We start from the raw sequence: 23,440 nt of genomic DNA on the forward strand, positions 1-23,440 counted from the left end.
TAAAGGGAGGCGGCGGGGACGCGCCCGGCCGCCGATCCCCGGTGAAACCGTCAAGTGCGCGGGCCGTCACGTGACACGTGTGACCCTCCTCGTCTACGGCGCGTACGGCTACACCGGCGCGCTCGTTTCCCGCGCCGCCGTCGACCGCGGGACGGACCCGATCCTCGCGGGGCGCGACGGCGACGCGCTCCGCGAGCTCGGCCGCGACCTGCGGTGTTCCGTCCGGGAGTTCGACCTCTCGATCCCGGAGGCCGTCACCGAGACCGTCCGCGACGTCGACGCCGTGCTCAACTGCGCCGGACCGTTCGCGTCGACCGCGGCCCCGCTCGTCGACGCCTGCGTCGAGACCGGAACCGACTACCTCGACGTCACCGGCGAGTTCCGGGTCTTCGAGGCCCTCGCGGCCCGCGACGCCGAGGCGACCGCCGCGGACGTGACCCTGCTGCCCGGCGTCGGCTTCGACGTGGTCCCGACCGACTGCGTCGCCGCCGCCCTCCTCGACCGGCTCCCGGACGCGACCGCGCTCGCCCTCGGGTTCGACGCCGATGGGGACGTCTCGCGAGGCACCGCCCGCACCGCGGTTCGGGGGCTCGGCGAGACGGTCGTCGCGCGGCGCGGCGGCGCGCTCGTGTCGCTCCCGACCGACGAGCGGGAGCGACGGATCGACTTCGGGCGCGGGGAGCGCCCCGCGGCCGCGGTCCCGTGGGGCGATCTCGTCACCGCCGCGCACACGACCGGCGTCGGGGACGTGACCGTCTACGCCGCGTTGCCCCCGCGAGTCGCCAGGCTGCGCCGGCTCGCGCGCCCGGTCGGGCCGCTGCTCCGGACGCGCCCGGTCCGATGGCTGCTCGATCGCGTCGTCGCCGCGCGCGTCGAGGGACCGACGGCCGCGGAGCGCGCCGCCAACCGGGCGTTCGTCTGGGGCGAGGCGCGGACCGACGCCGGCGAGGTGGCCGTCGAGCGCCTCCGGACGCCCGACCCCTACGACCTCACCGTCGAGGCGTCGCTGGCGGCCGCCGAACGGGTCCTCGCCGGCGACGCCCCGTCCGGGTTCACCACGCCCGCGGGCGCGTTCGGGTCGAGCTTCGTCGACGTCGTCGACGGCGTGACGTGGCTCGACCGCTGAGCGGGCGGGCGCGGCGGCCGTCGCCGATCGCCTTCGTCGCCCTCGGCGGCGACCCGATCACGCGTCGTCGTCCTCGGCGGCGACGAGCCCCTCGTACTGCGCGCCGGTCTGTTTCAGCGTCTCGGTGGAGTAGAGCCGCTCGTGCTCGAACGGGAGGTGATCCGCAGCGAGCTCGTCGATCTTCGCGTCGACCGCGTCGGCCTCCCGGCCGTGGATCATCGTGAACAGGCTGTACTCCCACCCCTGTTCGGGACGGCGCGGCCGGTGGTAACAGAGCGTGACGTACGGGAGGCTCCCCACGACCTCGCCGCGGGCGTCCAGCTCGTCGTCGGGGACGTCCCAGACGACCATGCAGTTGTTCCGGAAGCCGGTGACGACGTGGTTGACGACGCAGCCGATCCGCTTGATACAGCCGTCCGCGAGCAGCCGGTCGACCGCGTCGACGACGTCGTCGGTGGTCGGATCGAGGCTCGAGTCGGCCGCGCCGATCTCGGCCGCGACGTCGGCGTAAGGGGTCGCCGAGAGCGGGAAGCCGTCCTGGATCGCGAGCAGGAGGTCGGCCTCGAGCGGGGTGAGGTCGCCGCGAGCCTCCTCGGAGATCCGGGTGGCGGAGACGGTCGTCTCCGCGACCGACTCCCGGGCGAAGCGGTCGTCGTTGACGACGGGGAACTCCAGGTCGATGTAGTAGTCCGTTAACATCGGGAGGTTGAGCACGTCACAACCGGTTTCGGCTTCGATCTCGGCGAGGATCGCGTCGCGCTTCCCCCGCGAGCCCGCGGTGACGACGAACCACTGGTTCCACTCGTGGTCGCGCCGGTAGTTGTGGTTCACCTGTCGGTAGCCGTTGATGACCGCCGCGACCTCGTCGAACCGGTCGGCCGGCGCTCGCACGGCCGCGAGCGTCGAGGAGCCGATGACCGGCGGGTTGAGCACCGCCCCGAACCGGCGGAACACGCCGCGTTCGCGGAGGTCGCGGACGCGGGCGAGCAGCTCGTCGGCGTCGACGTCGACGCCCGTCTCGGCGGCGACCTCGCGGGCGACCCGCTCGAACGGGCGGGGCTCGACCGGGAAGCCGCTCTGGTACTCGTCGATCAGGACGGCGTCGACGGCGTCGATCCCGGCCCGCCAGTCGGCGTCCAAACTCATTGACCCGCGTAGGGGACGGACGTATCTACGGCTTTCGGAGTCGGCGGACGGCACACCGGAGCGGGTCGGAGCGGTTTATAAGCGATCGGTGGAAAACCGTCGAGGGGCTATAAACCGCCGTCGAGCCGGCGGGGATCCCTTATAAATCGCCGCTCATGAACGGTCGTCCGCGCGTCCGCGTCAGTTCGCCGGCTCCGTCCCGGCGTCGGCGTTCGGGACGACGGCCCGCGCGCTCGCTCGCAGCTGTTCCGGCGTGCACCCGCTCGCCGTCGCGGCCTGCTCCAGCGTGATGGTCCGGGAACGATATAGCGTCAACGCAGTGGTCACGGAGTGGGACGTCATCGTGTACAACACCTGGTTAGTTTACGACTACATAACTATGTCGCATCTCAACGCGTGATAGTTTCTAAATTAGCGATGTGAAAGTCAAATATCGACAGATGGCCCGGTGAATAGGCCCTGATTGTAAATTTCCCACGTGTAGTATATAAACCACGGTGTGACGCCCTTTCGACCGGGCCGCTCGGCGTCGGCGCGAGCGCCCGCGCTTCCCACGCGGCGGGAGTCGAACGGGAGGCTTTTCGTCCGAGGACTCGAACCGTGGCGTATGTCTCAGGCGACCCAGGAGTTCGGCGAGTGGCCCCTCAAGCGGCTGATGACCGAGGTCTGTGGCTCCGGCCACAAGTCCGCCGACGACCTGACGCGCGCGCAGGCGACCGAGGCGTTCGAACGGATCCTCGCTGACGAGCCCGACCACACGACGCTCGGGGCGTTCTGGCTCGCGAACCGCTGGAAGCGCAACACGCCCGAGGAGCTCGGCGCGTACACCGACGTGATGTGCGAGCGCGTCGACTACGCCGAACCCGACTGTGACCCCGTCGACTGCGGCGCGAACTACGACGGGAAGGGGCGGTCGGCGATCCTCGGCGTCGCCGCCGGCGCGGTCGCGGCCGCCGCGGGCACCCCGGTCGTCGTCCACTCGGGCGACCGCGTCCCGACGCAGAAGCAGGACGCGTACAAACACGTCCTCGACGAGCTGGGCGTCGCGACGGAACTGACGCCCCGCGACTCCGCCGACATGGTCGACGAGACCGGCTTCGGCTTCTACTACCAGCCCGCGTTCAACCCCGCGATCGACGACCTGTTCGAGCGCCGCGACATGATGGGCGTTCGCACGTTCGTCAACACGATCGAGACGCTCGCGAACCCGGCGGGCGCGTCGACGCACCTCGGCTCCTTTTACCACCTCGCGTTCGCGAAGAAGGTGATCGACACGTTCGTCGAGAGCGACGTCCACGACCTCGACCGCGTCCTCATGTTCCAGGGGATGGAGGGGTACGACGACGTCCGCCCCGGCTACACGAAGGTCGCCGAGTGGGACGCCGACGGCGGCGACGGCGAGCCCGCCTTCGACGACTTCGAGATCGAGACCGCCGACTACGGGATGGACTTCGAGACGGAGGACCTCGCGGTCGACGACGTCGCCGTCGACTCCGCGCGGATCACCGAGGCGGTGCTCTCCGGCGAGCGCGACGACCGGTTCGCCGACGCGATCGCCCTCAACGCCGCGCTCCGGATCTACGCCCGCGAGGACGCCGACTCGATCGACGACGGGCTCGCCGCGGCGCGCGACGCCATCGACGACGGCTCCGCGGCCGCCGTGCTCGAGGACCTCCGCGCGTTCTGACGCCGCCGTGCCGGCGACCGAGGAGGCGGATGAACGCGGAGGCGGATGAACGCGGAGGCGGATGAACGCGGAAGCGGGTGAGGGCGGAGACGGGTGAGCGCGGTGACGGGACGACGGGATCACGGCCGCCGAACTCGCCGTCGGCCAGGCACCGCGTCGGCCGTCGGATCGGCGGACGGTGGCTCGCCGATCCGCCGCCATCGGGCCGGGTCGACGGCGGCGTAGTCCCGCGATTCCGTCCGATCACGGACGAAATTGGGAGAGAGTTCGGAAAGCCGTCTTAGGGGCGCGTCCCCTCCTTCGAAACGTACCGTCCATGACCCATCGAACCACCCATCACCCCCGAACCCATGCCTGCCTGTGAACACTGCGACGGGCACGTCTCCGAACGGTTCGCGCGCGTGTTCGCCGACGCACGCGGCCGAGTCCTCGCCTGTCCGAACTGCTCGGCGAACGCCGGGATCGCCGAGGTCGCCCAGCAGCGCGGCCACGACGCCTGACCGACTCAGGCGACTGACCAGCAGACCGCGACCGCGCTACCGTTCCGGCGCGGGCGGCATCGATCGCTTGTGCGCGCTCCGCTCGGACAGCTCGACGACCCGGTCAACCGCCGCGGCCGATACGCCCAGCTCGCGGACGGTCGCGTCGCGCGAGAGGCCACCGTCGACGTGGACCGCGAGGACCGCGTCGACCGTGTCGTAGTCGAGCCCCATCTCCTCGGCGTCGGTCTGTCCCGCCCACATCCCCGCGGTCGGCTCCTGCATCACGAGGTCGTGGGGGACGCCGACGTGGGCGGCGAGCTGGCGGACCTGCATCTTGTACAGGTTGCCGATCGGGTTGCAGTCGACCGCCTGGTCGCCGTACTTCGTGAAGTAGCCCGTCATCGCCTCCGCGCGGTTGCCCGTCCCCAACACGAGGCAGTTCTCCGCGTTGGCGACGAGGTAGAGACACACCGCCCGCGTCCGGACGGACACGTTGCCGGCGGCCATCCGGTCGGCGGCGGCGTCAGGGAACGCCGAGCGGAACCCCTCGGTGATCGGCTCGATCTCGACGACGTCGTACTCGATCCCGAGGTCGGCGGCGACGCGCTCGGCGTCGCCCATCACGTCGGGGTCGTTGACCTCGGCGGGCATCGTGACCCCGTGAAGGCCGTCCGCGCCGAGCGCCTCGACCGCGAGATACGCGGTGAGCGTCGAGTCGATCCCGCCCGAGAGACCGAGCACCGCCCCCTCCGCGCCCGCGTCGGCGACGATGTCTGCGATGAAGGAGACGACCCGATCGCGGGTCGCCTCCAGTTCCGGCTCCGAGAGCCGCAGGTCGATCGGCGGGTCGTCCGACAGCAACACAGACTGCTCCGTGGTCGGGCTCATGGGAAGGGAGAGGGAGCGGGACGACTAATACCTCCCCGTCGGCGCGCCGAACTGGACGTTCGTCCGGTTTCGACGCCCCGACCGCCAATGAGGGCCGGTACGTCCCGGACGCTTCGAGTGTCGACGCGTCCCGGCCGCTCCGAAGTTCGGCGCGTCTCGACAACCCCCGATCACGTCGTGTCGCGCTTCCGTGCCGCGTCGAGCCGGCGGCGGAACCGGACGAGGCGTGTCGTCCGGAGCCCGCCGTGGACCGCGAGCGACGACCCGAACGCGATCGTGCCGAGCTTCCCGCCGGAGCCCGCGAGGAACGGCGAGGTGTAGACGACGACCACCCCGACGAGGGCCCCGGCGAGCGCGACCCATCGCTCGTCCGGGAGCCGTCCCGTGTCGCTCATCCCCGCGAACGACGCCCCGAAGGCGGCCGCCGCTGGAAGCGTCCCCGCCGAACCCAGCGCGAGGGGGAAGCCGGCCCCCGCGACGACGCCGACGAGCCCGGACGCGAACACGGCGCTTCCGCCGACGCGGACGTGTAGCGAGAACGTGACGACCGCCGCGACCACGGCCGTGACGACGACGAGGAGCACCGCCTCCCGGCCGGGGATCGCCGCGGTCGGGAACGGGCGCGTCGTGGCGACCGCGGTGAGCGTGACGCCGACGAACGCCGTCGTCCCGAGTTTTCCCCCGACACCGTGGTACACCGGCCGGGCCGCGAGGAACAGGACAGCGGCGACCCCGGCGGCGGCGGTCGTCGCGACGTAGGTGTCGAACAGCGCGGGCGAGGTCATTCCGACGAACGCGCCACAGTACGCCGGCACGGCCCGGGTCGGCGCGACGAGTGCGGCTGCCACGCCGATCGCTCCCGCCCCGACGACGGGCGTGACCCCGCCCTCGACCGCGAGCCCATAGGTCGAGACCGCCCCGACGAGGACGGCGGCCGGGATCGCCACGACCTCGCGCGCCTCGACGAGCGACGGGCGAAGGACGCCGTCCTCGCTCGCGCGAGCGAGCGCCGCGCGGAGCGTCCACCACTCCGCGTGGGCCCCGGCGACGACCGCGGTGACGGCGGCGACCAGGATCGCGGCGACGAGCGCCGCGACGGGCGCCCCCGCGTCGGACGTGGCCGCGCCGGCGACGCCGAGCGCGACGAGGACGACCGCCGGAACCGACAGCGCGAGGAACCCCACGACCGTCTCGGAGCCGAGGTGAACGGACGGGGCGTCGCCGCGCGCGGTCTCCACGGGATCGGCCGCCCGGTCGTCGCTCATGCTCCCGCATCGCGTCCGGGACGTATTGGTCGCTTCGGCGGTGAGTCGGAGCCGCGGGGTTCTCGTCTCCCGGGCCCGCGGGGGTCTCGTCTCCCGGACCCACGGGGGTCTCGTCTCCCGGGCCCGCGAGGGTCTCGTCTCCCGGACCCGCGGAACCGCTACAGCAGTCCGTCGTGTGCGGCGATCAACAGCCCTTCCAGAGTCGCGTCGTTCGTCGGCGGCTCGCGGGCGACGTCGATCGCGTCCGCGACGGGGACCGCGCGGGGCGTGAGGAACTCGTTGCTGTCGGTCTCGGCGGCGACCGGTTCGAGCCCCTCGGCGAACACGTAGCCGCGCTTGTGCCGGAGCACGCCCGTCGAGCACCACACCTCCTGCAGCAGCGTCGTCGACGACGGGTCGAAGCCGGTCTCCTCGGCGAGCTCGCGCGCCGCGGCGGCGGTGTACGACTCGCCCGGCTCGACGATCCCGGCCGGGAGCTCGTGGCTCGTCTCGCGGGTCGCCGGCCGGTACTGCTCGACGAACAGCACCGTGTCCTCGGCGACCGCGATCACGACGGTCGCGGGCGGCAGCTCCGCCCAGTAGTAGTCCTTCTCGGTGCCGTCGGGCTGCTCGACGCGGTCGTAGCCGCCGACGAACCAGCCGGTGTCGTACTCGACGGCGACCTCGCGGACCGGCCACGCCGGCTCGCCGGGCAACGAGTGTAACCGCCCGTCCGAGAACGCCGGGAGGTCCCGCAGATCGCTCGCGGCGTCCGTCGCCGGCCGGGCCTCGTGGTCGGCGTCGTCCGCCTCGTTCGGGTCGCGGTCGGACGGGTCGGCGTCGGACGGATCAGCGCCAGGATCGGACGGGTCGGCGTCGGACGGATCAGCGCCGGAATCGGGCGGATCGGCGTCGGGGTCGTGGCTCATGGGTCGGATTGGACGACGGTGACTGAATACGTTTGCTCCCCGTCCGTCACCCGAACGCCGCCGTCGTCAGTCGCGGCGTCGGGGACCCGCTGTGTCAGCGCGTCCACCTCGTCGAACGGGGTGTGCGTGAACCACTCCTTGATCCCGTACGGACCCAGCTGGTACCCCTCGGACCGGCCGTCGGGGCTCGCGAGCGCGCTCGTCAGGAACGGGTAGCGGCGTTCCGAGACGTCGGAGACGTCGGCGGCGGGTTCGTCGGTCTCGATCGGTTCGACGGTGAGGTAGTAGGGATCGCCCGCCCCGAGGTAGCTCGGGAGCGCGCCCAACGCCAGCAGGGCGACGACGATCAGCGCGATGGCGACGAGGAGGTTCCGGGTGACCCGGCGCATGATCGACCGTACGGGTCGACCTCGAATACGGGTTTCGACCCGCGGGAGCCACGGACGCAGCGACGAGTTTTAGCCCGCGCCGCCCGTTCGCCCGCCATGGAGTACCGGTTCGAGCTGGCCCTCTGTGCCGCGCTCGAAGCGCCCGATCGCGTCGTCGCACGCCAGCTCGGCGCGGGCGTCGTGCGGCCGGGCGGCCGCATCGTCGACGTCTGTCTGCTGCGGCCCGGGCCGGAGTTCGGCGACCGGACGGCGATCACCCCGTCCCGGATCCCGACCGCCGCGATCGAGGCCGCCGTGGGCCCGGGGGCGACGGTCCCCGTCGCCGACGCGTTCGACTTCCCGCCCGAGCGGGCCACGGGCGTCGTCGAGGCCGCCGTGGAGGCGGGCTACCTCGAGCGGGAGCGCCGCGACGGGCGACCGGCAGTGCGCGCGACCGCGCGCTACCCGGACGACTGGGTCGGGTCGCTGACAGCGATCGAGAACAAGCCCGACCTGGGCGAACCGGGCGAGCTGGCGGCACAACTCCGGTACGACGTCGCGCTCGGCCTGTTCGACGAGGTCGTCCTCGCGACCGGCTCCTACGTCACGCGGGCGCACCTCAACCGGATCCCCGACGCGGTCGGCGTCTGGCGGTTCGACCCCGACGCCGGCGACCGCGAGGTCGTTCGCGAGCCGACTCCCCTGGAGCCGACCGCGCCCGGCGTCGAGATCACCGCGGAGCGGCCACTCCGTACCGACGTCGCGCTCGTCGACCCCGAGGCGAAGGCGCGGACGCGGCGGCGGGTCGCCGAGCGCGCGTACGGGAAGGGGTGGCGGCCGGACCCGCCCGGTTGTGTCGAGGCGACGACGACCGACGACGGGCGACCGTACTGCGAGCGGTTCGATCGCGTGATCGACCCGGGACGCGACTGCGGCGTCGGCTGTCCGGCGTACGACCCGGCGGAGCCGCCGCCGACGGACCGCGACCGGCTCCGCGACGGGCGGACCGCGTGGGTCGCGGAACCGAACGGCGACGGCCCGCGGCGACAGGCCGGGCTTTCCCGGTTCGGCTGAGCCCGCGGGATCGCGGGCCCGCGGCCCGTCGCCGCTTGTCAGTATCCACCATGAGAATCCTTATACGGCGAGCGCGGGATGGATCCGCATGGACGACATCGAAGACATCTTCGTCGCCCGGTTGATGACGACGGACCTGCACACGGTGGGGCGGGACACGCTGGTGGAGGACGCCGCCGCCGTGCTGCTCGACAACGACATCAGCTCCGTGCTCGTCGTCGACGACGACGACCGGCTCGAGGGGATCCTCACGACGACCGACTTCGTCGACATCGTCGCGAAGAGCCAGCCGAAGGCCCAGACGACGGTGGAACGCTACATGAGCACGGAGGTGGTGACGGCCGACGCCCAGGACACGGTCGCGGACGTCGCCGCGACGATGGTCGATCGCGGCTTCCATCACGTCCCCGTCGTCGACGACGAGGGGGCCGCGATCGGGATCATCACGACGTCCGACCTCGCCGCGTACGTCTCGACCGCCGGGACGCACACGTCGGCGTGAGCCGACCCGCCCGTCCGTAACGCTCGGCGATCGGCCGCGACGCAACGCTTGCCGCCGTCGGGGACGCGATCGGGCGGTCCCGGCGCGGTAGCCACAAGAGACGCCACTATCTGGAGGGTATTACGGCCGGACGCCGTAGCCGTAGCCATGTCCGATCACCTACGTCTCAACCTGTTCACGATGAACGCCGCCGAGCACGTCTCGCCGGGCTCGTGGACGTACCCGGGCGACCGGTCGGCCGACTACACGGACCGGGAGTACTGGACCGAGGTCGCACGGACCGCCGAGCGGGGCGGGTTCGACGCCGTCTTCTTCGCGGACGTGCGTGGGATCTACGACGTGTACGGTGGCGATCGGGACGTCGCCATCGAGAAGGCGGTACAGACGCCCGCCAACGACCCGCAGCTCGTCGTCCCCGCGATGGCCGAGGTCACCGACGACCTCGGCTTCGCGGTCACGCGCTCGACCACGTACACCCACCCCTACCAGCTCGCCCGCGAGTTCTCGACGCTCGACCACCTCACGGACGGGCGGATCGCGCTCAACGTCGTCACCTCCTACCTCGAGTCCGCCGCGGCGAACCTCGGGCTCGACGAGCGGATGGACAAGGGGACGCGGTACGACCGCGCCGACGAGTTCCTCGACGTCTGTTACGCGCTGTGGGAGGAGTCGTGGGCGGACGACGCGGTCGTCCGCGACCGCGAGACGGGACGGTACACGGACCCGTCGAAGGTGCACGCGATCGACCACGAGGGCGAGCACTTCTCGGTGCCGGGACCGCACGGCTGCGAGCCGTCCCCGCAGCGCACGCCCGTCCTGTATCAGGCCGGCTCCTCGGACCGCGGTCGGGAGTTCGCCGCCGCCAACGCGGAAGCGGTCTTCGCCAGTCAGCCGACCGAGGCCGGCGTTCGCGAGTACATGGCGGACGTCCGGTCGCGCGCGGCCGACCACGGGCGAGACCCCGAGAGCCTCCGCTTTTTCATCGGCGTCGTCCCCGTCGTCGGCGAGACGGAGGCGATCGCCGAGGCGAAACACGAGAGCTACAAGGACCACGTCGACGTCGAGGCGACGCTCGCGCTGCTGTCGGGGTTCCTCGACATGGACCTGTCCGCGCTCGACCCCGACCGGAAGGTCGAACACATCGAGACGGAGGCGATCCAAGGGACGATGAACGCGTTCACGAGGTCCCAGCCCGACCGCGAGTGGACCGTGCGCGAGGTCGCGGAGTTCTGCGGGCTCGGAACGACGTCGCCGACGCTCGTCGGGACGCCCGAACAGGTCGCCGACGAGATCCAGTACTGGCACGAGGAGGTCGGCGTCCACGGCTTCAACGTGAAGGAGGTCGTCCGCCCGGACTCGCTGTCGGACTTCGTCGACCTCGTCGTGCCGGAGCTCCGCGAGCGCGGGCTCGTCCGTGCCGCCGACGCCGACCCTCGCGGCGACACGCTCCGTGAGCGCCTCCTCGGGGAGGGGCAGCGCCGCCTCCGCGACGACCATCCGGGAAAGGGTAAACGAACCGACTGATAAGGGAGGGAACGCCGTACTGGACGGCTTCACGTCACGGAGGCATGCCGGGCGGCTTCACGTCACGGAGGAGCGGAGAGGGAATGAGAGGCCTGCCGGCCCCGGCACCCTTAAGTACGTCCCGGCGATCGTATCCGATGACGCTTCGTCTGGAGGGCCGAAGCGTCAGCGGGGACCTATCGAACGACACGCCCGTGCCACTTTTTCCCGGCACGGGCCGTCGTTCGTCCTTTCGGAACCGACCGCCGAGCGGCGCGTTCACCCTTTTAAGCGGCCGGCGACGACGGTCAGACCCCCTCGCCCTGATAGTCGCCGTCGTACGTCCCGTCGTGATCGGCGCGCGCGAGCACCAGCTGTGCGATCCTGGCGCCGGGCTCGATCTCGATCGGGTGGCCCACCCGGAGGAGCCCCTCGCCGACGCCCTCGTAGCCGGCGTCCCACACCGCCGTGTTGAGCATGGCGGCGTTCCGGAGCAGCGTCGACCGCGGGTAGACGAAGCCCACGTGCCCCTCGGGGATCCGGACCGGCTCGCCGTACCGAACCACGTAGGAACCGGGGTCGAGCCGGTAGGTCCCGTCCGCCGGCGACAGCTCCCGCCGCTTCCCGACCCGCTTGGCGTCGCGACCGATCCGGCCCGGTTCGACCGGCTCGAAGGCCGCGTCGACGGTGAGGTCGACCCCGTTCGGCTGGCGCTGTGCGTCGTCGAGGTCCGCCCCGGCCGCCTCCAGCGCGGCCGCCACGAACGTCCCGGATTCGTACATGTCGTGGCGATCCGGCCGCCCGGGCAAAACCGTGTCGTCGTCGCGGTTGGCTGTGCCGTCGGTGTCGGCCGGGGCGACGGCCGTAGCGCCGGCGCTGCGTTCGGCGGCGGCGCCACGTTCGACGCCGGCGCCGACTGGAGCATCGGTGTCGTCGGGACGGCGACGATCCTTTAAGTTCCTTAAACGATGCCGATCGATCCGGCGTCCCGCGGGGCGTGTCAACGCACCCGCGTTCGCACGAGCATTGCCGGTTTCGGCCGATCCCACACGGTCGATCTGGCGGAAAACTCGCGGGATTTATATCCGAGGCGCGGCCATCTCCGCGTGATATGGGACAGACGATAGCGGAGAAGATCCTCGACGACCATCTCGTCGAGGGCGAGCTGACGCCCGGAGAGGAGATCGGTATCGAGATCGACCAGGTGCTCACGCAGGACACGACCGGGACGATGGTGTGGCTCCAGTTCGAGGCGCTGGACATCGACGAGGTCCAGACGGAGCTCGCCGCACAGTACTGTGACCACCAGACGTACCAGTTCGACTTCAAGAACACCGACGACCACCGTTTCCTCCGCTCGGCGGCGGGAACGTACGGCGCGTACTTCTCCCGGCCCGGCAACGGTATCTGCCACCAGGTCCACAAGGAGAACTTCGCCGCGCCCGGCAAGACCCTGCTCGGCTCCGACTCGCACACGCCGACCCCCGGCGGGCTCGGCCAGCTCGCGATCGGCGCGGGCGGGCTCGACATCTCCGTCGCGATGGGCGGCGGCGCGTACTACGTCGAGATGCCCGAGGTCGTCAACGTCCACCTCGAGGGCGAGCTGCCCGAGTGGGCGACCGCGAAGGACGTCGCGCTCCACCTGCTCGGCGAGCTGACCGTCAAGGGCGGCGTCGGCAAGATCTTCGAGTACACCGGCCCCGGCGCGGAGTCGCTGTCGATCCCCGAGCGCACCACGATCACGAACCTCGGGACGGAGCTCGGTGCGACCTCGTCCATCTTCGGGACGGACGAGAAGACGAAGGAGTGGCTCGCGCTCCAGGACCGCGAGGAGGAGTTCGTCGATCTCACGCCCGACGAGGACGCGGCGTACGCCGAGACGATCGAGGTCGACCTCTCCGACCTCGAGCCGCTCATCGCGTGCCCGTCGATGCCCGACAAGGTCGTGCCCGTCAGCGAGGTCGCCGGCACCGAGGTCGAGCAGGTCATCGTCGGCTCCTGTACGAACGGCGCGTACGAGGACATCCTCCCCGGCGCGAAGATGCTGGAGGGTCGCGAGGTCGCGAAACACACCGAGATGATCGTCGCGCCCGGCTCCAAGCAGGCGTCCGAGATGCTCTCGCGTGAGGGCTGGACCGCCGAGATGATGGCGGCCGGCGTCAACTTCTCCGAGGCGACGTGTGGTGCCTGTATCGGCATCGGTCACGTTCCCGCCTCCGACTCCGTCTCCCTGCGGACGTTCAACCGCAACTTCGAGGGTCGCTCCGGCATCGAGGACGACTCCGTCTACCTCTGCTCGCCCGAGGTCGCCACGGCGGCGGCCATCGCCGGCGAGATCGTCGACCCGCGCGACCTCGCCGACGAGCTCGGCGACATGGAGGCCCCCGGCCTCGAGATGGGGTCGACCTACTCGCCCGGCATGGGCCGGAACGACGCCGACATCATCAGCCCCGACGAGGCGATCGACGACGACCTCATCAAGGGCCCGAACATCGGCGACGTCCCGCTGAAGGACGGTCTCGCGGCCGAGATCGGCGGTGAGGCGCTCCTCAAGATGGAGGACAACATCACCACCGACCACATCATCCCCGCGACGGCGGACATCCTGAAGTTCCGCTCGAACATCGAGAAGCTCTCGGAGTTCACGCTCTCTCGCGTCGACGACACGTTCGCGCAGCGTTCGCTCGACGCCGACGGCGGCGTCCTCGTGGCCGGCGAGAACTACGGCCAGGGCTCCTCGCGTGAACACGCCGCCCTCTGCCCGATGTTCCTCGGTATCGAGGCGGTCTTCGCACAGAGCTTCGCCCGCATCCACAAGGCGAACCTGTTCAACTTCGGCATCGTCCCGCTCGCGATCGACGCGGAGACGTACGAGCGACTCAACCAGGGCGACGACGTCCAGATCGTCGACGACGTGGCGGCGGGCGCCAGCTCGGGTCAGGAGGAGTTCACGGCGAGCGTCAACGACGGCGAGTGGGAGTTCACCGCCGACCTCGACGCCTCCGAGCGCGAACGCGAGATCCTCGCCGCCGGCGGGAAGCTCTCGTGGGTCAAGGCGCAGCACGACGACTCCGGCGCCGCGCCCGCGGACGACTGAACGCGCGCGACCGCCGACCGGAGCCGTCCCGCGCGGGACGGCTTCGGCCCCCGTTTTCGCTTTTTCACCCGGCCAGCGGCCGCGCTCGGCGGCGGCAGGCTTTTGCGCTCCGCGACCCGACGGTCTGGCGAGCGGATGTCACAGTCTCACACCCGATCGGCACACACCCCTCACGGCGACGTCGAGTACACGGTCGTCACCTGTGTGAACTGCGGGACGGAGGTCGTCCCCGACGACGCCGTCACCGTCGCCGTCGGCACCGAGACGTACACCTGCGGCGGGCTCCCCTTCTGTCGGGAGACCCACGAGCGACCGCGAGCGGTCCGCGCGCTGTGTGGCTACTGTGCGGCGGCGACGCTCGGGTACGACGACGAACCCGACGGCGTCGGCGACCGGCTCGCGGCGTTCGCGGCCGACGGCTCCGCGGTCGGCGTCGGCCTCTGGCTGGGGACCGTCGTCGGCGTCGCCCTCGTGGTGGCGCTGTCGGTCCTCCGTCTCGTCCTCGGCGTCCCGTGACCGCGGCGTCGTCGGGCTTATCGGCCCCGAACCCGAAGCGTCGCCGTGACCCCCGCCGAGACCGTCGTTCGGCCGGCCGAGCGCGCCGACCTGCTGGCCGTGCTCTCCATCGAGAAGGCGTGTTTCTCCGACCCGTGGCCGTACGCCGCCTTCGAGCGATTCCTCGGCGAGTCGGGGTTCCTCGTCGCGGCGCGGGGAAACGACGTGCTCGGGTACGCGGTCGCCGACGTGACGCCGAACTTCGGCCGCGACATCGGCCACCTGAAGGACCTCGCGGTCCGCCCCGACGCCCGCGGGCGGGGGATCGGCCGGCGGCTCCTGCGGGCGACCCTGAACGCGCTCCGCGTACAGGGCGCCGCCGTCGTCAAGCTGGAGGTCCGTGAGGGGAACGCCGTCGCCCGCGCGTTGTACGCGGACGAGGGGTTCGAGCCCGTCCGCCGGGTGCCGCGCTACTACCGCGACGGCGAGGACGCGCTCGTGCTCGTCGTCGACCTCGACGGGTGGGCCGTGGGCGGGGCGGCGACCGGTGAGGAGGGGCAGTGAAGGGGACGACGAGGGGGCGATGGAGGGGCCGGCTGAGCGGCGCAAGTCGGAACGAAGCGGTCGATCGGGCGGCGCAAGTCGGAACGAAGCGGTCGATCGGGCGGCGCGAGTCAGAACCCGAGCACCCACGCGGAGACGCCGATGAAGATCACCATCCCGAACACGTCGACGACGTTCGTGACGATGGGGATGGTGGTGTCGTCGGGGTCGACCCCGAGCCGGTAGGAGCCGTACGTCGCCAGGAAGCTGAACACGACGGCGATGACCGCGACCGACAGGCCGCTGATCAACGAGATCGTGAGCAGCGTCGACAGCCCGAGCGGCGAGCCGACGACCTGCCCGATGGCCCACGCGCCGACCGCCAGGGCGGTAAACACCGTGCCAGCCAGCGCGAACACCGCCGCGACGTTCGCCCACAGGACGCGGTCGTGGACGTCGACGTCGCTCGTGCCGAGGTGAAGACGGGTGGTGAGCCGGGAGCTGAGGATCGCGCCGAGGTTGCCGCCCATGTCGACCATCGTCGGCACCATCACCGCGAGCAGCCCGTACCGTGCCAACAGCTCCTCGGCGTCCTCGAGCGTGATCCCCGCCCAGAGGACGATGGCACAGAGAACGACGAGCAGCGGGAACATGTTCGAAACGATCGCCTTCGCGTCCCACGTGCCGAGCGATCCGCCGGGCGGGACGACCATTACGCGATCACCTCGTCGAAGGACGCCGACATCAGAACACCACCCCGTCGAAGGACGCCGACATCAGAACACCACCCCGACGACGAAGACGGCCATGAACAGGAACACCATCCCGAAGACGTCGCCGAGCGTGGTGACGATGGGGCCCACGAGGTTGTCCGGGTCGTACCCGCGCTGGTAGCCGGCGAAGATCAGCAGCAGGAGCCCGAAGATCAGCACGAACGAGGTGAAAACCCCCGCGATCAGCATGATCGCGACGAGCTCGTAGACGGGGGCCACCTCGCGCCCGAGCACCCGTAAGGCGATCCACGAGAGCACGCCGATGACGACGGAGATCCCGATCCCGTTGACGAACGACGCGATCACGGCGTTGACGAGCCGCTCGTTCCGCTCGAACCTCGGGGGGAGCAATCCCTGGTGGAGCCCGCTGGAGATCCGTCCACCGAGCGCGCCGTACACGTTGCCGCGCGTCGCGAGGAACACCGGCACCATTACCAACAGCCCGGGGAAGCGCTCGACGCTCTCGATGAGCTCCTCCAACACGAGGCCGGCGAAGAGTCCCCCGAGGAGGGCGATCAAAAGCACCGGCAGCGCCTCGCGGTAGATCGAGCGAAAGGTCCCCCGGAACCCCATACCCCCGTGTGTCCCAAACGGCTGTTAAATCTGTCTCTCTCCGCGGATCGATCCCTCCGAGAACCACGCTACGGTCGCCAACCGGCCCGACGAGCCGGAACACTCAACCGCCGCAAGCGACTCCCTCGGATCGAATGGACCCGTCGCGAGGCCGCCGCGGAGCCGACCCGCTCGGGGAGGAGTACGACCCGTCGGTGTTCTCCCGGGGGCTCGACAAGCTCATCCCCGCCGCCGTCGCCCGGGCCGTCGCGACCGTCGACGTCGACACCGACCGGGCCGTCTACGGACCGGGGGAGCCGGTCACGATCCGCGTGACCGTCGAGAACCGCCTCCCGTTGCCGATCGAGGTCCCGATCGCCGAGGCGCGCGTCTGGGGCTGGGCCGTCGACGGCCTCCCGGAGGCGACCGACGAGCGGACCTACGAGCCGACGGGAGGGCGAACGCTCGAGCTACGGGCGGGCGAGAGCCGCGAGTACGAACACGTCTGGAACGGTCGGGTAAAGCGGTCCGGCCAGCGAACGACGTACGAGCCGCTGTCCCGGGGGGACCACGAGATAAGCGCCTTCCTCGGGACCGACCCGCGAAAGACCGCGTCGACGACGATACGGATCCGTTGATTCCGACGACGACCCGGTGCCGCTGACTCCGGCGATGACCCGGTGCCGCTGACTCCGACGACGGCGCGTTCAGGTCGCGTCCTCGCGGTGGAGGTGACAGCCCACGAAGTGTGAGCCGTCGCCGACGTCCGCGGGAAGCGCGTACTGTGGGCGGTCCGTGGCGCAGACGCTCCGTTCCTCGACGCGCTCGGTGACGAGCGCCTGTGCGTCGTCCCACTCCCGGTCGGCGATCGACCGACACACCTCCTCGACGAGCGTTCCCGCCGCCCCGTCCGGGCGGCCGTCGGGGAAGTACTCCTCGTCGACCCTGTTTTCGACCGTGCCGACCGGGAGCCCCTCGCTCTCGTCGGGGTAGCCGGGGACGAACGTACGCCGCTGGACCGCGCGGGTGAACGCCAGCAGTCGGTCCCACTCGCCGTCGGCGAGGTCGTACTCGTCCGGGGCGATGAGCGACGGACACCGGGTCCGGAACCGGCAGCCGCTCGGCGGGTTGATCGGGCTCGGAACGTCGCCTTCGAGGGTGCCGCGCGCGTCCCGCGAGCGCGGGTCCGGGATCGGGATGGCGTCGAGGAGCGCCCGCGTGTACGGGTGTTTCGGGTTCTCGTACAGCTCCTCTTTTTCCGCCAGCTCGGCGATGTGGCCGAGGTACATCACCGCGACCCGGTCCGCGATGTAGCGGACGACCGAGAGGTCGTGTGAGATCACGAGGTAGGTGAGCCCGTACTCCTCCTGGAGGTCACGCATCGTGTTGAGCACCTGCGCCTGCACGCTCACGTCGAGCGCGGACACCGGCTCGTCACAGACGATGAGGTCGGGGTCGGTCGACATCGCCCGCGCGAGGTTGATCCGCTGGCGCTGGCCGCCGGAGAACTCGTGGGGGTAGCGGTTGTAGTACTCCCGTTCGAGCTCGACGCGTTCGAGGAGGTCCTTCGCCCGCTCGCGGCGCTCCGCTTTGGTGTACATGTCGTGCGCCTGCATCGGCTCCTCGATGATCTGCCCGACCTTCATCCGCGGGTTGAGCGAGGACTGCGGGTCCTGGAAGATCATCTGCATGTCCCGCCTGAGCGGCCGGATCTCCCGCTGGCTGTGTTCGGTCAGGTCGATCCCCTTGAAGGCGACGCGACCCCCGGTGGGCTCGATGAGCTGGAGGATCGTGCGGGCGAGCGTGCTCTTCCCGCAGCCGGACTCGCCGACGAGCGCGATCGTCTCGCCCTTCGCGACGTCGAAGCTGACGTCGTCGACCGCCTCCACGTCCTCGGAGCCGAACAGGCCGGCGAGAATGCCGGTGTCCGACTGGAAGTGTTTGCTGAGGCCGTCGACCTCGAGGATCGTCTCGCCCATCCCGACGTCGTCGAGCCCGTCGAGGACGCTCATCGTTCCCCCTCCTCCGCGGCGGCGTCGGCTCCCGCCGGCGTCGTCTCGGACGCGCCCGAGTCGAGCGGACCGGCGTCCCAGTAGCCGACGTCCTCGTGTTTGAGGCAGGCCGCACGGTGTGGCGAGCCGTCGGCCGTCTCCGCCGCGACGCGGAACTCCGGGGCCACCTCGCGACACGGCTCCCGTGCGTCGGGACAGCGCGGGTGGAACCGACACCCGCTCGGCGGGTTCATCGCGCCGGGCATCGTCCCCTCGATCGGCTCGAGGTCGCCGACGGTCCGGTCCGGTCGGGGGATCGAGTTCAACAGCGCCTCCGTGTACGGGTGTTGGGTGTCGTGGAAGATCTCGTCGACCGGCCCCTGCTCGACGATCTGGCCGAGGTACATCACGTTGACGCGGTCGCAGATCTCGGCGACGACGCCCATGTCGTGGGTGACCCAGATGAAGCTCGTCCCGAACTCCTCCTGGAGATCGTCGACGAGCTCGAGGATCTGCCCCTCGACGGTGACGTCGAGCGCGGTCGTCGGCTCGTCCGCGATGATCAGGTTCGGTCGGCAGCCGAGCGCCATCGCGATGAGCACCCGCTGACGCATCCCGCCGGAGAACTCGTGTGGGTAGTCGTCGTACCGCTCGGCCGCCTCGGGGATCCCGACCCGACGGAGCATCTCGATCGCCTCCGCCTTCGCCTCCTTCCCGTCGATGTCGCGGTTGATCTCGATGAACTCCTTGACCTGCCCGCCGACCGTGTAGACGGGGTTGAGGCTCTCCATCGGGTCCTGGAAGATGATCGCGATCTCGTTGCCCCGAACGTCCTCGCGCATCTCCGACTCCGAGAGCATGTCGTCGCGGGGGACGAGCTCCTCGCCGGTGTCGTCGAAGCCGACGATCGTCCGTCCCATGTAGTCGACCTCGCCGCCGACGACCTCGCCCGGCTCCTCGATGAGCCGCATCACGCTGGAGGTCGTCACGCTCTTGCCGGCCCCGGACTCGCCGACGAGCCCGACGATCTCCCCCTGCTTGACGTCGAAGGAGACGCCGTCGACCGCGCGGACGACGCCGCGTTCGGTGTAGAACTGTGTCTTCAGGTCCGTTACTTCGAGTATTGTCTCTGACATGGTTAGATGACTTGTGAGATCACTTGATCCGCGGGTCCAGCGCGTCCTGGAGCCCGTCGCCGAACAGGTTGAACCCCATGATGGTGATCAGGATGGCGAGCCCCGGCCAGATGCTCATCCACGGGTTCGAGTGCATGTACTGATGGGAGATCCGCAGCATCTCGCCCCAGTCGGGCGTCGGCGGCTGCGCGCCGTACCCCAGGAACGAGAGGCCGGCGACGATGAGGATCGTGACGCCGATCTGTAGCGTCGCCAGCACGAGCACCGGCGCGAAGCTGTTCGGGATCACGTGTCGTCGGAGGATGTCCCGGTCCTTCACGCCCGTCGCGCGGGCGGCCTCGACGTAATCCATCTCCCTGACGCTGAGCACCCGACTGCGTATCAGCCGGGCGAACACCGGGATGAACGCGATCCCCACGCCGAAGACGGCGTAGGTGATGTCGGGATCGCCCCCGCTCACGAACACCGTGAACACGATGACGAGGACGAGCGGCGGGATGGCGTACAGCGTCTCGACGGCGCGCATCAGCACGTCGTCGATCCAGCCGCCGTAGTAGCCCGACACCGCGCCGATGAGCACGCCGCCGAGCATCCCCAGCGCCGTCGCCACGATGCCGACGAAAAAGGAGATGCGGGTGCCGTACACCAGCCGCGAGATGTAGTCGCGGCCGTTCCGGTCGGTCCCCAACGGGTGTTCGAGCGAGCCGCCCTCCACGAAGAAGGGCGGCATCCGACGCTCGGTCGTCCCGGGGTCGGGGTGACGCTCCGGGTGGTACCACACCGATTCCGCGAGCGCGAAGTCCTCGACCCGGCCGAGCGTCAGCCGCGAGAGGTTCGCGTCGATCGTCGTCACGATCGCGACGGTCGCGACCGCCGCGATCACGTACAGCCCGAACCTGGCAGTCGCGTCCGACTTGATCTTGTCGAGGGTGTACCGCCAGCCGACGTTCGCCTCGACGCCGTCGCCACCGCCGTCCGAGTCCTCCTGTGTCTGTTGTTCGCCGATAGCCATCTTAGTTCTCCTCCCCGTACGAGACGCGGGGGTCGATGTACGCGTACGAGATGTCCGTGATGATCACGCCGATAACGAAGACGAACCCGATAACGACGGTCGTCCCGATCGTGAGCTGGTAGTCGTGCGTCTGGATCGCCTGGATCAGGAGCCGCCCCATCCCGTTGATCGAGAACACCATCTCGATCAACACCGCGCCGCCGATCGCGCTCGTCAGGTTGAGACCGATCAGCGTGACGACGGGGAGCTGGGACGGGCGGAACGCGTGTTTCCGCATGATCTTCCGCTCCGAGACGCCGTAGGCGCGCGCCAGCTGGACGTACTCCTTCTGGAGCGACTCGATCATCGAGCTCCGCTCGACCCGCATGATCGTCGCCATCTGGAGCGTCCCGAGCGCCACCATCGGCAGTATCAGGTGGCGGACGGTCTGGTAGTACAGCTCCCACTGTGAGGTCAACCCGTAGTGTGACGGGTCACGCCACGGATACACCAGCCTGCCGGACGGCAACCACCCCAGTTGGACCGAGAACAGGATGATCAACATGATGCCGATCCAGAACGAGGGCGTCGAGACCCCGATCAGCGCCACGACCCGGGAGACGTGGTCCGCGGGCTGGTTCCGACGCTTGGCCGCCAGCACCCCCAGCGGGACGGCGGTCGCGATCGCGAACGCGAACGCGGAGATCATCAACAGCAGCGTCGGCGGGAGGCGAGTCAACATGAGGTCGGCGACCGGGCGCTCGTAGTACATGCTGAAGCCGAGGTCGCCCTGGAGGATCCCGGGCGGGCTCCCGACGAAGCCGGGGATCCCGACCGCGCCGAGGATCCACGACAGTCCGATGTAGTTCAGGAACTGGATGTGGAGCGGTTCATCGAGCCCGTACCGTGCCTCGATGGCGGCGATCAGCTCGGGGCTCGCTTCCTGCTCGGCCAACATGATGTCGACCGGGTTCCCCGGCATCGAGTTGACGAGCAGGAACGTGATGACAGCGATCCCGAACATCACGGGGATCGACTGCAACACGCGGTTCAGTGTGTATCGAAGTAGTCCCATTGTCTAATGCGTGTCAACGGTTAGCGGAAATATCTGCTCGATCCTGATAAACTAATCCATTAGCGCGCGTTTCGGTGGGGAAAAGTCCCCGGAAAGCGCCGATCAGTCGTGCAGGCGGGCGTCCGACACGTCCAGACGCGGGGTCGTGGACGTGGAGGTGTCGGGGAGGACGCCGTCGACGCGGTCGGTGTCGACCGCGATCGCGCTCAGCGTGTTCCAGCCGGGGACCCAGACGCACTCCTCGAGGATCTCCTCGGTCGCCTCGATGTAGAGCTGACGGCGGGTGTCGAAGTCGACCGTCTGGCGGGCCTCCGCGATCTTGTCGTGGAACTCGTCGTTGTCGTAGTAGTGGCCCTGGGTGACGCCCTCGTTGTCGCGGTGGAACAGCTGGTAAAGGTACATGTCGGGGTCCGCCCCGCCGGTCCACCCGAGCGAGTACACGTTGTAGTCGTCGGCGTCGCCGGTGTCGTACGTGCTGAGGAACGTGTCCCAGTCGAGCCGCTCGACGGTACCGCCGTAGCCGATCTCGTTCAGGCGGTCGGCGACGAGCTCACACCACTGCTGTCGGAGGTCGTCCGGGGGCGAGATGAAGTGGATCTCCTCGCCCTCCTCGATCGCGTCGGAGCCGTCGAGCAGCTCCCGTGCGTAGTCGGGGTCGAACTCGTACTCCATGTCGTTCCACTCGTCGAGCGGGAAGTCCCACTCCTCGCCGATCGTCGGCGCGACGGGGTAGTTGATGTTCTGGCCCGCCTCGCCGATGACGTCGTCGACGTACGCGCCCGTGGAGTGACAGTGGGCGATCGCGCGCCGGACGTCGGGGTCCGCCGTCGGCCCCTCGTTGCAGTTGAACGCGAGGTAGAAGACGCCGGTGTCGGGCGTGTCCTCGATGGTGATCCCGTCTTCGGCGTCGATGTCCTCCCAGTCGGCCGGCGGGATGCCCTCCATCACGTCCGTCTCACGCGCGAGCATGCGGGAGACGCGGCCCGCGTCGTCCTCGGCGGGCTCCCAGCGGATCGAGGGGATCTGGCTGGGCTCGTCCCAGTAGTCCTCCCACAGCGTGACGTCGGCGAACTCGCCGATGACCGCGTCGTCGAACTGGTAGGGGCCGGAGCCGATGGGGTTCTCCGTGTTGTACGCCTCGGGGTCCTCCTGTCGAGCCTCCGCGTGAACGACGTTGCGTGCGAGCGTCATCTCCGTGAACGCCCCGTACGGGAACTCGAGGTCGAACTGGACGGTGTGGTCGTCGAGCGCCTCGGCCGATTCGATCATCGCGACGTCGGGCATGTTGTCCGTCTGCTCCTCGATCGGGGCCATGAACGTGTGGACGACGTCCTCGGCCGTGACGGGGGTGCCGTCGTGGAACTCCGGCTCCTCGCGGAGGGGAACGATAAAGCGCGTGCCGTCGCGCTCGATCTCGGGTTCGGCGGCCGCGATCTTCGGCTGCGGGTCGAGCGTCTGCACGTCGTACTCGTAGAGACCGTCGTATACCGTGTGGATGATCTGTTCGGAGTACGCGTCGTTCAGCACGATGGGGTCCCACTCGACGGGCGCCACCTGCTGGGTCACGTTGAGCTGGTCGACGACGCCGCCGTCGTCCGAGCCACCGTTCCCGCCGTTTCCACCGCTCCCGCCCGTTCCGTCGTCGTCGGCGAGGTCGGGGTCGTCAGCACAGCCTGCCAGAAGGAGGGCTGCGGAAACCGACGCGCCACCAGCGATCGCCTGCCGACGGGTGATACCGGACCGACTGTCGTTGTTACGCGGCATACCCACGAATTTCGAGCATCAACGTATAAACCTTGCTCAATGAAGTGAAACGATCGTGAATGTTTAAGATGTTT

At 69.8% G+C, this 23,440-nt stretch carries 24 protein-coding genes; 10 read left to right on the forward strand and 14 right to left on the reverse strand.

Features of this window, described 5'->3' with window-relative positions; all coding sequences use genetic code 11:
* Nucleotides 1-79 precede the first annotated feature (79 nt).
* The gene (locus GRS48_RS14330) at nt 80-1,126 is read left to right on the forward strand and encodes a saccharopine dehydrogenase NADP-binding domain-containing protein (RefSeq protein ID WP_321168474.1); all 1,047 of its coding nucleotides are present in this window, start codon (nt 80-82) and stop codon (nt 1,124-1,126) included.
* A 57-nt stretch (nt 1,127-1,183) separates the two neighbouring features.
* On the opposite strand, the gene GRS48_RS14335 is transcribed toward GRS48_RS14330, so the two are convergent.
* Both GRS48_RS14335 and GRS48_RS15145 read right to left on the reverse strand, forming a co-directional pair.
* Nucleotides 1,184-2,272: an Lrp/AsnC family transcriptional regulator gene (locus tag GRS48_RS14335; protein WP_159487718.1), complete on the reverse strand. Its 1,089-nt coding sequence runs from the start codon at nt 2,270-2,272 to the stop codon at nt 1,184-1,186.
* Nucleotides 2,273-2,452: 180 nt separating this feature from the next.
* Complete coding sequence (locus GRS48_RS15145) at nt 2,453-2,614, reverse strand: hypothetical protein (protein WP_200840285.1); 162 nt, start codon at nt 2,612-2,614, stop codon at nt 2,453-2,455.
* A 265-nt stretch (nt 2,615-2,879) separates the two neighbouring features.
* Between GRS48_RS15145 and GRS48_RS14340 the strand changes: the two genes are divergently transcribed.
* Complete coding sequence (locus GRS48_RS14340) at nt 2,880-3,959, forward strand: anthranilate phosphoribosyltransferase (protein WP_159487720.1); 1,080 nt, start codon at nt 2,880-2,882, stop codon at nt 3,957-3,959.
* Between the two features lie 350 nt (nt 3,960-4,309).
* The gene (locus GRS48_RS15150) at nt 4,310-4,459 is read left to right on the forward strand and encodes a hypothetical protein (RefSeq protein ID WP_200840286.1); all 150 of its coding nucleotides are present in this window, start codon (nt 4,310-4,312) and stop codon (nt 4,457-4,459) included.
* Nucleotides 4,460-4,495: 36 nt separating this feature from the next.
* Here GRS48_RS15150 and GRS48_RS14345 read toward each other — a convergent pair whose 3' ends face one another.
* The 4 genes from GRS48_RS14345 to GRS48_RS14360 all read right to left on the reverse strand — a co-directional run bounded on the left by GRS48_RS14345 (nt 4,496) and on the right by GRS48_RS14360 (nt 7,891).
* Nucleotides 4,496-5,329, reverse strand: a complete 834-nt coding sequence (locus tag GRS48_RS14345; RefSeq protein ID WP_159487722.1) for an NAD+ synthase — start codon at nt 5,327-5,329, stop codon at nt 4,496-4,498.
* A 170-nt stretch (nt 5,330-5,499) separates the two neighbouring features.
* Nucleotides 5,500-6,594 carry a hypothetical protein gene (locus GRS48_RS14350; protein ID WP_159487724.1) on the reverse strand — a complete coding sequence of 365 codons (1,095 nt, stop codon included), beginning with the start codon at nt 6,592-6,594 and terminating at the stop codon, nt 5,500-5,502.
* A 158-nt stretch (nt 6,595-6,752) separates the two neighbouring features.
* Nucleotides 6,753-7,331 carry an NUDIX hydrolase gene (locus GRS48_RS14355; RefSeq protein WP_235028087.1) on the reverse strand — a complete coding sequence of 193 codons (579 nt, stop codon included), beginning with the start codon at nt 7,329-7,331 and terminating at the stop codon, nt 6,753-6,755.
* 167 nt (nt 7,332-7,498) lie between these two features.
* A complete protein-coding gene (locus GRS48_RS14360) occupies nt 7,499-7,891 on the reverse strand; it encodes a hypothetical protein (RefSeq protein WP_159487728.1) in 393 nt (130 codons plus the stop codon).
* A 96-nt stretch (nt 7,892-7,987) separates the two neighbouring features.
* On the opposite strand from GRS48_RS14360, the gene GRS48_RS14365 reads away from it, so the two are divergent.
* From GRS48_RS14365 to GRS48_RS14375, 3 genes are all read left to right on the forward strand, one after another.
* Nucleotides 7,988-8,944 (forward strand): DUF5787 family protein, encoded by a 957-nt coding sequence (locus GRS48_RS14365; protein WP_159487730.1) that lies wholly within the window; start codon nt 7,988-7,990, stop codon nt 8,942-8,944.
* 88 nt (nt 8,945-9,032) lie between these two features.
* Nucleotides 9,033-9,446 carry an HPP family protein gene (locus GRS48_RS14370; RefSeq protein WP_159487741.1) on the forward strand — a complete coding sequence of 138 codons (414 nt, stop codon included), beginning with the start codon at nt 9,033-9,035 and terminating at the stop codon, nt 9,444-9,446.
* A 147-nt stretch (nt 9,447-9,593) separates the two neighbouring features.
* The gene (locus tag GRS48_RS14375) at nt 9,594-10,970 is read left to right on the forward strand and encodes an LLM class flavin-dependent oxidoreductase (protein WP_159487743.1); all 1,377 of its coding nucleotides are present in this window, start codon (nt 9,594-9,596) and stop codon (nt 10,968-10,970) included.
* Between the two features lie 287 nt (nt 10,971-11,257).
* On the opposite strand, the gene GRS48_RS14380 is transcribed toward GRS48_RS14375, so the two are convergent.
* Entirely contained in the window at nt 11,258-11,731 is a 474-nt protein-coding gene (locus GRS48_RS14380; protein ID WP_159487745.1) for a deoxyuridine 5'-triphosphate nucleotidohydrolase, read from the reverse strand.
* Between the two features lie 329 nt (nt 11,732-12,060).
* On the opposite strand from GRS48_RS14380, the gene GRS48_RS14385 reads away from it, so the two are divergent.
* The 3 genes from GRS48_RS14385 to rimI all read left to right on the forward strand — a co-directional run bounded on the left by GRS48_RS14385 (nt 12,061) and on the right by rimI (nt 15,105).
* Nucleotides 12,061-14,046, forward strand: a complete 1,986-nt coding sequence (locus tag GRS48_RS14385) for an aconitate hydratase (protein ID WP_159487747.1) — start codon at nt 12,061-12,063, stop codon at nt 14,044-14,046.
* A gap of 135 nt (nt 14,047-14,181) precedes the next feature.
* Nucleotides 14,182-14,562, forward strand: coding sequence for a hypothetical protein (locus GRS48_RS14390; RefSeq protein ID WP_159487749.1), 381 nt, complete (start codon nt 14,182-14,184; stop codon nt 14,560-14,562).
* 45 nt (nt 14,563-14,607) lie between these two features.
* Nucleotides 14,608-15,105 carry a ribosomal protein S18-alanine N-acetyltransferase gene (rimI, locus tag GRS48_RS14395; protein ID WP_321168475.1) on the forward strand — a complete coding sequence of 166 codons (498 nt, stop codon included), beginning with the start codon at nt 14,608-14,610 and terminating at the stop codon, nt 15,103-15,105.
* A 110-nt stretch (nt 15,106-15,215) separates the two neighbouring features.
* Here rimI and GRS48_RS14400 read toward each other — a convergent pair whose 3' ends face one another.
* Complete coding sequence (locus GRS48_RS14400) at nt 15,216-15,797, reverse strand: magnesium transporter (RefSeq protein ID WP_159487751.1); 582 nt, start codon at nt 15,795-15,797, stop codon at nt 15,216-15,218.
* 63 nt (nt 15,798-15,860) lie between these two features.
* Nucleotides 15,861-16,430, reverse strand: a complete 570-nt coding sequence (locus GRS48_RS14405) for a magnesium transporter (protein WP_159487753.1) — start codon at nt 16,428-16,430, stop codon at nt 15,861-15,863.
* A gap of 134 nt (nt 16,431-16,564) precedes the next feature.
* On the opposite strand from GRS48_RS14405, the gene GRS48_RS14410 reads away from it, so the two are divergent.
* A complete protein-coding gene (locus tag GRS48_RS14410) occupies nt 16,565-17,047 on the forward strand; it encodes a hypothetical protein (RefSeq protein WP_159487755.1) in 483 nt (160 codons plus the stop codon).
* 69 nt (nt 17,048-17,116) lie between these two features.
* On the opposite strand, the gene GRS48_RS14415 is transcribed toward GRS48_RS14410, so the two are convergent.
* The 5 genes from GRS48_RS14415 to GRS48_RS14435 all read right to left on the reverse strand — a co-directional run bounded on the left by GRS48_RS14415 (nt 17,117) and on the right by GRS48_RS14435 (nt 23,366).
* On the reverse strand, nt 17,117-18,421 hold the full coding sequence (locus GRS48_RS14415; RefSeq protein WP_159487757.1) for an ABC transporter ATP-binding protein: 1,305 nt from the start codon (nt 18,419-18,421) through the stop codon (nt 17,117-17,119).
* Nucleotides 18,418-19,536, reverse strand: a complete 1,119-nt coding sequence (locus tag GRS48_RS14420) for an ABC transporter ATP-binding protein (protein WP_159487759.1) — start codon at nt 19,534-19,536, stop codon at nt 18,418-18,420. Before GRS48_RS14420 ends, GRS48_RS14415 begins: the two co-directional genes overlap by 4 nt.
* Nucleotides 19,537-19,555: 19 nt before the next feature.
* Nucleotides 19,556-20,548, reverse strand: a complete 993-nt coding sequence (locus tag GRS48_RS14425; protein WP_159487761.1) for an ABC transporter permease — start codon at nt 20,546-20,548, stop codon at nt 19,556-19,558.
* A gap of 1 nt (nt 20,549) precedes the next feature.
* Nucleotides 20,550-21,602, reverse strand: a complete 1,053-nt coding sequence (locus GRS48_RS14430; protein WP_159487764.1) for an ABC transporter permease — start codon at nt 21,600-21,602, stop codon at nt 20,550-20,552.
* 102 nt (nt 21,603-21,704) lie between these two features.
* The gene (locus GRS48_RS14435; RefSeq protein WP_159487766.1) at nt 21,705-23,366 is read right to left on the reverse strand and encodes an ABC transporter substrate-binding protein; all 1,662 of its coding nucleotides are present in this window, start codon (nt 23,364-23,366) and stop codon (nt 21,705-21,707) included.
* Nucleotides 23,367-23,440: the final 74 nt, after the last annotated feature.

The sequence above is a fragment of the Halorubrum sp. JWXQ-INN 858 genome, assembly GCF_009806985.1.
In the GTDB taxonomy this organism is placed as follows: Archaea; Halobacteriota; Halobacteria; order Halobacteriales; family Haloferacaceae; genus Halorubrum.

Excerpts from the sequence above, each read along its gene's own strand:
- GRS48_RS14335 (WP_159487718.1), bottom strand. The coding sequence starts at position 2,272 with ATGAGTTTGGACGCCGACTGGCGGGCCGGGATCGACGCCGTCGACGCC.
- GRS48_RS15145 (WP_200840285.1), bottom strand. The coding sequence starts at position 2,614 with ATGACGTCCCACTCCGTGACCACTGCGTTGACGCTATATCGTTCCCGG.
- GRS48_RS14340 (WP_159487720.1), top strand. The coding sequence starts at position 2,880 with ATGTCTCAGGCGACCCAGGAGTTCGGCGAGTGGCCCCTCAAGCGGCTG.
- GRS48_RS15150 (WP_200840286.1), top strand. The coding sequence starts at position 4,310 with ATGCCTGCCTGTGAACACTGCGACGGGCACGTCTCCGAACGGTTCGCG.
- GRS48_RS14345 (WP_159487722.1), bottom strand. The coding sequence starts at position 5,329 with ATGAGCCCGACCACGGAGCAGTCTGTGTTGCTGTCGGACGACCCGCCG.
- GRS48_RS14350 (WP_159487724.1), bottom strand. The coding sequence starts at position 6,594 with ATGAGCGACGACCGGGCGGCCGATCCCGTGGAGACCGCGCGCGGCGAC.
- GRS48_RS14360 (WP_159487728.1), bottom strand. The coding sequence starts at position 7,891 with ATGCGCCGGGTCACCCGGAACCTCCTCGTCGCCATCGCGCTGATCGTC.
- GRS48_RS14365 (WP_159487730.1), top strand. The coding sequence starts at position 7,988 with ATGGAGTACCGGTTCGAGCTGGCCCTCTGTGCCGCGCTCGAAGCGCCC.
- GRS48_RS14370 (WP_159487741.1), top strand. The coding sequence starts at position 9,033 with ATGGACGACATCGAAGACATCTTCGTCGCCCGGTTGATGACGACGGAC.
- GRS48_RS14375 (WP_159487743.1), top strand. The coding sequence starts at position 9,594 with ATGTCCGATCACCTACGTCTCAACCTGTTCACGATGAACGCCGCCGAG.
- GRS48_RS14380 (WP_159487745.1), bottom strand. The coding sequence starts at position 11,731 with ATGTACGAATCCGGGACGTTCGTGGCGGCCGCGCTGGAGGCGGCCGGG.
- GRS48_RS14385 (WP_159487747.1), top strand. The coding sequence starts at position 12,061 with ATGGGACAGACGATAGCGGAGAAGATCCTCGACGACCATCTCGTCGAG.
- GRS48_RS14390 (WP_159487749.1), top strand. The coding sequence starts at position 14,182 with ATGTCACAGTCTCACACCCGATCGGCACACACCCCTCACGGCGACGTC.
- GRS48_RS14400 (WP_159487751.1), bottom strand. The coding sequence starts at position 15,797 with ATGGTCGTCCCGCCCGGCGGATCGCTCGGCACGTGGGACGCGAAGGCG.
- GRS48_RS14405 (WP_159487753.1), bottom strand. The coding sequence starts at position 16,430 with ATGGGGTTCCGGGGGACCTTTCGCTCGATCTACCGCGAGGCGCTGCCG.
- GRS48_RS14410 (WP_159487755.1), top strand. The coding sequence starts at position 16,565 with ATGGACCCGTCGCGAGGCCGCCGCGGAGCCGACCCGCTCGGGGAGGAG.
- GRS48_RS14415 (WP_159487757.1), bottom strand. The coding sequence starts at position 18,421 with ATGAGCGTCCTCGACGGGCTCGACGACGTCGGGATGGGCGAGACGATC.
- GRS48_RS14420 (WP_159487759.1), bottom strand. The coding sequence starts at position 19,536 with ATGTCAGAGACAATACTCGAAGTAACGGACCTGAAGACACAGTTCTAC.
- GRS48_RS14425 (WP_159487761.1), bottom strand. The coding sequence starts at position 20,548 with ATGGCTATCGGCGAACAACAGACACAGGAGGACTCGGACGGCGGTGGC.
- GRS48_RS14430 (WP_159487764.1), bottom strand. The coding sequence starts at position 21,602 with ATGGGACTACTTCGATACACACTGAACCGCGTGTTGCAGTCGATCCCC.
- GRS48_RS14435 (WP_159487766.1), bottom strand. The coding sequence starts at position 23,366 with ATGCCGCGTAACAACGACAGTCGGTCCGGTATCACCCGTCGGCAGGCG.